A 6,008-nucleotide genomic window follows, 5' to 3' on the forward strand; every position below is an offset into this window, starting at 1 on the left:
GCAGGGGCATGCACTGCTGCAAGGGGAAGCTCACGACCTCGCGGTGTACCTGCAACAGCTACCCGTTCAGTTCTACAGTCAGCAGCAAATCAGTGAGCTAACCGGTGTCCATGGTGGCGGCAGTCTGCTGACGATGATTGATGAGGCCTGCTCAGCAGAGCTACAAGGACTGAAAGGTCAAGAAGACACTTTGCATGCCGAGATCCAACAACTGTTCGCGGCCATGGATCAGCTCAGCGCCTTGAACACGGAGGTCAAGGTCCTCAATCAAGAGCTCCAGGAGTTAAACCGCCAGTGGCAAGCTCGCAGTGAGGTGTTGGAGGAGGCTCAACTTTACCAGCGAGCGGAAACTGCTCGGCGTTACGTCGAACAGGTCAAAAGCCAAGTGACTGAGGATATCAATCGCTTGAGCACGCTGGCTGGTGAGCTGTCTTCTCGTGGCATTTTGAATGACGGACGGGTTGAGGCATGGCCCAGGGCCGATTGGTTCAATGCGTTGACTCAAGAGGCCGCTGCGCTTAGGCAGAGCTACCAGGCACAGGTGGCGGCGCTTGCGCAGCAGATGCGCCAAGACGCGACCCAATTATTTGAACAAGGGGACGGTTGGGATCAAATCTCGGCGGCGCTGGATGGCACCAAAGAAGTCTTTTTATCCGCTTGTCGTGAACGGGGTCTACAACCACAAGATGTCGCGCGGTTGCAGGATATTGACAAGGCTCGTCAGGCCAAACAGCAATCGTTGCAAGACAAGAAAAAGCGCCTAGACGTACTGGCTCCGCAACGCGACCGCCTGAGTGCGGCGTTACACGACATGAGCCTGCTGTGGGTTCGTCAGTTTACGCTTCGCCAGCGTGTTGCCGCAGAGATCAGTGACAAGGCTCGAGGCTCTATTCGCGTGTTGATTCAGCAAATGGCGGATGATCAAGGCTTTCTTCAAGCATGGAACCTCATGGCGCCCGATGGTCGCAGTCGGTTAGGCCGGGCATGGGAGCACATTGGCAAGGTGTTGTTTGAAAGTTTTCTGCAACACCTGAAAGAAGTTCAGCCCGAGGCTGATTCGCCCTGGCTGCATATTCGAGAAGTCCTTGCTGAAGATCGTCAGCTGCCGTTACCCCTGCTGGAGTATAAGGCAGAGCTAAAACTCTACTTCAACGAACAAAAGAATCAATGGCGCAATGCCCGGCTAACCCGGGTTGAAGAGCGAGTCGATATTGAGTTGTACCGGGCGGATCGAACGTTGGTGGGAAGCGTGCAGAGCAATGCCTTGTCAGAAGGGCAGCGAAACACGGCGGTGTTGAATTTGCTGTTGGCCAAAGGGGAGGGGCCAATCATCATTGACCAACCAGAAGACGAATTGGATTCCAATTTCATCTATCGAGAGTTGGTGCCACTGCTGCGCCAAGTGAAGAACCAGCGTCAGTTAATCTTGGCCACGCATAACGCCAACTTGCCGGTGAATGCCGACACGGACCTGGTATATGCCTTGGAGGTTGCACAGGGTCGAGGCGCTAGGCTTGCCGCGGGTGGGCTCGATCAGACAGATACCACGACCGCAGTGCTCGATATCATGGAGGGATCCGCAGAAGCTTTTAAGCGTCGACTCGATAAATATAATTTCTAGGGTGTAGCGCTCGGCGAAGCACACTGAACTAAATGTCCGCGTTTGGCCGATTCTGTTGAAAAAGTCGGCCATGGTTTGCGCATCGGAAAAGTACGCGTCCGAGATTGAAATCTTTACTTTTTGGCAGAGGCTTCCGGACTCGGATTTTACGTAGCAGCGTGCAAAAGAGGTGTTTTCGCCCACCAGTATTCGAGCATTTTGGGGAAGCCGACTTTTTCAACAGAATCGACCCAAAGCGGACGATGGCGACAGGCAAAAATCGGCCAGGAGCGGACGTTTAGAGCAACTAGAATAAATTCTGGTCCTCTTTTTCTTCTTAGCACGACACCTAAAAAGTCCATCAACCGGACGCCCAAATGCTACGCTTTTGGGCTCCCTCCGCTGCGCTCCGGCGCCGGTTATGTCCAACATTAGGAGTGACGGATGCTTAAGAAACTACTTATTGGAATCTTTACGGCAGGAGCTGCGGCAGCTTCGCCTGCAACCACTCACCACATCTTTGGCAACAACGTCTTTTCGCTGGACGCTCCAGCAATTTTCACGCGCAACGCTGGGACAGAGACGTTCCAGTTGGTAGCAACAGACGACCTCGCTGCAATTACGGCCACTGCTTACGCAAAAGCCGACGGCTCACTGGACGAGTTCTGCGATTATCGCTTCTCGACTGTCGAGGATTTCTATAGGGCTATCTCAGGGCCGCGTGTATTTCAGGCCGCTCAAGCCTCAGGCAAGACTCAAGAGTTTGAAGGCACTTGGCCCGGCGAGAGCCGACCCACCTATTATGTCGTTTCGTGCCTTCAGACTGGCAATGCATACGTCTCGCTAAACATAGTCACTACGAGGCAACATTACGCAGCCTATCGCGCCCAGTACGATGCAATGCTTGAGTCCATCCGGCCCGGCACCTAACAATTCTAGGCCGACGCGCGCTGCTCGCGGACTAAACCCCACCAAAACGAATGTCTGCAACGGGTCGACTATTGCCCTTCGTGACAGGCAGAAATCGGCCGATTCTGTTGAAAAAGTCGACCATGGTTTGCGCAGCAGAAAAGTATGCGTCCGAGATTGAAATCTTTACTTTCGACAGAGGCTTGCGGACTCGGATTTCACGTAGCAGTGTGCAAAAAAGGCGTTTTAACCAGTCGATGACCGGGCTGTTTGGGCGAACCGACTTTTTCAACAGAATCGGCCAGAAGCGGACGGTCAGAAATGAGCTTCTTACGGGCAACACCAAGCTAGATTCGAGTCCCGATGTATCTACGAAATTGGGGCGATTCAGACCTCACAGTCGGGGCGCAACGCTGGCGCGGGTGACGCCAAGGCTTTTTAAAACATCGTTAGGCCCAATGTCGAGCAGGTTTTACCTTTGATCTCAGAGTGATCTGAGGTATTGCGAAACGGAAATCTTTTTACCGCAGTTCGAAAAGTTTGCAAGGTGACGTGCAGCCTCGTCCTTGCTCCAGCCTTTCTCTGCCATAACCCGTTTCATAAAGAGACTGTTCAAATAGTTTTTGATAACTCTGGAACTATTAATTGCCCTAGACCTTACTTTACCCATCTAATTCGTTTCATTTATTTTAGGTATCGCACATTCTTGAAACGCTTTAAATCAGATATTTTAGATACGAAATTCGTCGACCAGCCGCTGCAATTTCACAGCCTCCCGGTCCAGCGACGTACAGCTGGTTAACGTTTCTTCAAGGTTCTTAACGTTGAACTGATTGATTCCGTTGATCTCACTGATATCCGCATTAAGCCCCTCAATCACTGCCGTCTGTTCCTCAGTGGCTGTGGCCATAGACAAGCTTTGGCCATCGATAAGGCTCATACGATCAGTAACCGAACAAAAGCGTGCGCTCGCATCACGGGCTATTCCCAGACTGGTTTGACTTTGGCTCTGGTTCACCAGCATCTGCTCGACAGTGGTGCGAGCACCGACCTGTAATTCCTCTATTAAAATCTGGATTTGGCCGGCCGAACTCTGAGTTCGGTGGGCTAGGCTGCGAACTTCGTCGGCAACAACGGCGAAGCCACGACCGGCCTCACCTGCCCGAGCAGCTTCGATGGCTGCATTCAATGCAAGTAGATTTATCTGTCCGGAAATCCCTTGGATGACTTCCAGAATATTGCCGATGTTGTCCGTCCTCAGGTTCAACTGCTTCATATGTTCACAAGCATTGCTGATTGCATCTGACAATAACTGCATGGCTACCTGAGCGTCATCCAGGACGTTTTTTCCTTCCTCGGCTTGACCGCGAGCAGAGGTCGCCTCACTAGAGGTAAAAGCGGCATTTTTAGCAATGTCTTGGGCCGTTGCGGCGAGTTGCTTGAGTGCTGCAGCGATGCTCTGTATCCGCTGCTCCTGCTCATCGAACTGACRCAAGGAGGATGTCGACACGTCCAACACCTTCCGGCTCGACAAATTGAGTTGTCCGGCGCTGAGCGAGACCTCTCGAATCGAAGATTGAATGCGTTCTATGAAACGATTATAGGCAGCAGCCAGTTGACCAAATTCGTCATTTCGATTTTGGGGGAGACGCCGTGTTAGGTCTCCGTCACCTTCCGCAATTTCTTTTAAGGATGCAGCGAGTTGTTGCAGCGGTTTAAGCAGAACCTTGATCAAGCATCCTAGCGAAATAAGCACCAGGGCCACCGCAATTAAAGAACCTATGATCGCAGAGTGAAGCATGTCAGATAGGGACGCGAAGGCAATCTCTTTGTCCACGGCTAATCCGAGATACCACTTGACCGATGGCAATCCCCTTACTTCCGCGAACGTAACGACATACTCATGCTGATTTGAACGTATCGTTTGGTAGGTTTTTCYGATTTCGGGAGTTTGCCCAGGAAATAAATCGGACAATCCCTTTAGAACCATATTCGAATCMGAGCTAACCAAAATCTTCCCATTTTTATCCACAAGAAACGCCTTGCCTCTTTCATTAGAGTCCAACGCAGTGACTATTTCCTGCACTGACTCTAGTCCGAGATCGCCACCGACTACTCCTGTCATACGACTATTCTGAAAAACCGGGCTGGCAATGGTAATGCCCAATTTACCTGTCGACGCAAATACATAAGGAGGAGTTAGAACGGTACCGCCAGTACTCGCTGCCGAGGCATACCATGGGCGATTACGAGGATCATAATCAGCAGGGACAGCGACAAAGGGTCTTATCGTATACGCCCCATCGGCACGCCCAAAAAATGTTTTCAAAAAGCCTTCTAGATAGACAGGGCGTTCCAAGATTAATGAAGAGGCATCGATGCTTTCCGCTTTTGCTAGAGCCTGAGCTTCTGACTCCACCAAACCAATTCGGCTTCTGAGCCAAAGCGAAATATTCGAAGCTGTGAGGCGGCTCATTTCGCTGAGTGATGCCTCCAAATTTTGATCAATGACGCGGTGTTGCAATTGAATTTCATAGGCTGCAAAGACTGAAAATATCGTGACGACTACCAGGGATGTGGCGAGCAGTATTTTATGGCTGAATTTCAGGTGAGTGACCATCGGAATTACTCAATCCATGTTCGGCATTCTGATTAGGAAAGGCTGGCTCGGTTAGGAAGCGAGCCTGCCCAGAGCTTTAGCTCAGACGAGTCAACAAACTGAATTTGTTAGAGAAGTGGGATGGAGTAGCTAACAGTGAATCTATTTTGGTCCTGATCACGGGAAGCCTCGCTGCGAGACACACCGTTTCGCCAAGCGAAACCGAGTCCTTGCATGGTTCCAGACTGGATAACGTAATCCAGTGAGAAGTCACGCTCCCATTCTTTCTGATCGTCTCCGGACGTCGTCTTAATATCGGTGCCTTTCAGATACATCACCGATGCCTTCAACCCTGGCGCTCCCAAAGCCGCGAAGTCATAGCTATATTGCGTGAATGCTGTGCGCTCACCCGCGCGGTTAAAGCTTTGAATAAGGCGATCGGTATAAAGGTAGAGGCTATTTCCGCCTGCGCCTTTATCAGGCAAGCCACCCTGACTCATCTGAACGAAATTGCTATCGTCCGAAACTGATTGGTAGCCGCCCAACAGCGCGTGGGCTCCAAAGGTATAAGTAAACGCCGCGCTCCACGTATCATTATCGATACGACCATCACCATTGCGGGTGAATCCGCTTGTCCGATAGCCGACTTGACCCGCATCATTTGCACCATCCGCATCGGTCTTGAAATAGCGCAAATCAGTTTTGATCGCCTGCCCCTCGGCGATAGGAAATGTATGCAGTACACCAACGAAATGCTGTCGATAATAATCCTCTAGTTTCGCGTAATAGTATTGGGCAGTCAGGTTTTTTGTGATTTTCCAATCACCGCCTGCGAAGTCAAACTTATTACTTTCCATGGTGCCACCACTGACAGCCAGCCCTGTCGCGTCGGTAGAGCCT

General features: G+C 51.2%; 4 protein-coding genes and 1 pseudogene. 2 read left to right on the forward strand and 3 right to left on the reverse strand.

The genetic code is table 11. From position 1 onward, the window contains the following. Both ACXRVY_RS14810 and ACXRVY_RS14815 read left to right on the forward strand, forming a co-directional pair. Positions 1-1,621: AAA family ATPase (locus ACXRVY_RS14810; RefSeq protein WP_458237658.1), on the forward strand; the 1,621-nt coding region annotated here is incomplete at its 5' end. 423 nt (positions 1,622-2,044) lie between these two features. Then, complete coding sequence (locus tag ACXRVY_RS14815; protein ID WP_223457578.1) at positions 2,045-2,530, forward strand: hypothetical protein; 486 nt, start codon at positions 2,045-2,047, stop codon at positions 2,528-2,530. Positions 2,531-3,239: 709 nt separating this feature from the next. Here the strand turns inward: ACXRVY_RS14815 and ACXRVY_RS14820 are convergent. The 3 genes and pseudogenes from ACXRVY_RS14820 to ACXRVY_RS14830 all read right to left on the reverse strand — a co-directional run. Further along, on the reverse strand, positions 3,240-4,028 hold the full coding sequence (locus tag ACXRVY_RS14820; RefSeq protein WP_458237660.1) for a methyl-accepting chemotaxis protein: 789 nt from the start codon (positions 4,026-4,028) through the stop codon (positions 3,240-3,242). Positions 4,029-4,097: 69 nt separating this feature from the next. Continuing rightward, a pseudogene (locus ACXRVY_RS14825) lies at positions 4,098-5,129 on the reverse strand (HAMP domain-containing protein); the annotation flags it as partial. A 107-nt stretch (positions 5,130-5,236) separates the two neighbouring features. Further along, on the reverse strand, positions 5,237-6,008 hold a 772-nt coding region (locus ACXRVY_RS14830; protein ID WP_458237659.1), incomplete at its 5' end, for an OprD family outer membrane porin.

Source organism: Pseudomonas sp. P5_A2_2, from assembly GCF_054177685.1.

Excerpts from the sequence above, each read along its gene's own strand:
- ACXRVY_RS14815 (WP_223457578.1), top strand. The coding sequence starts at position 2,045 with ATGCTTAAGAAACTACTTATTGGAATCTTTACGGCAGGAGCTGCGGCA.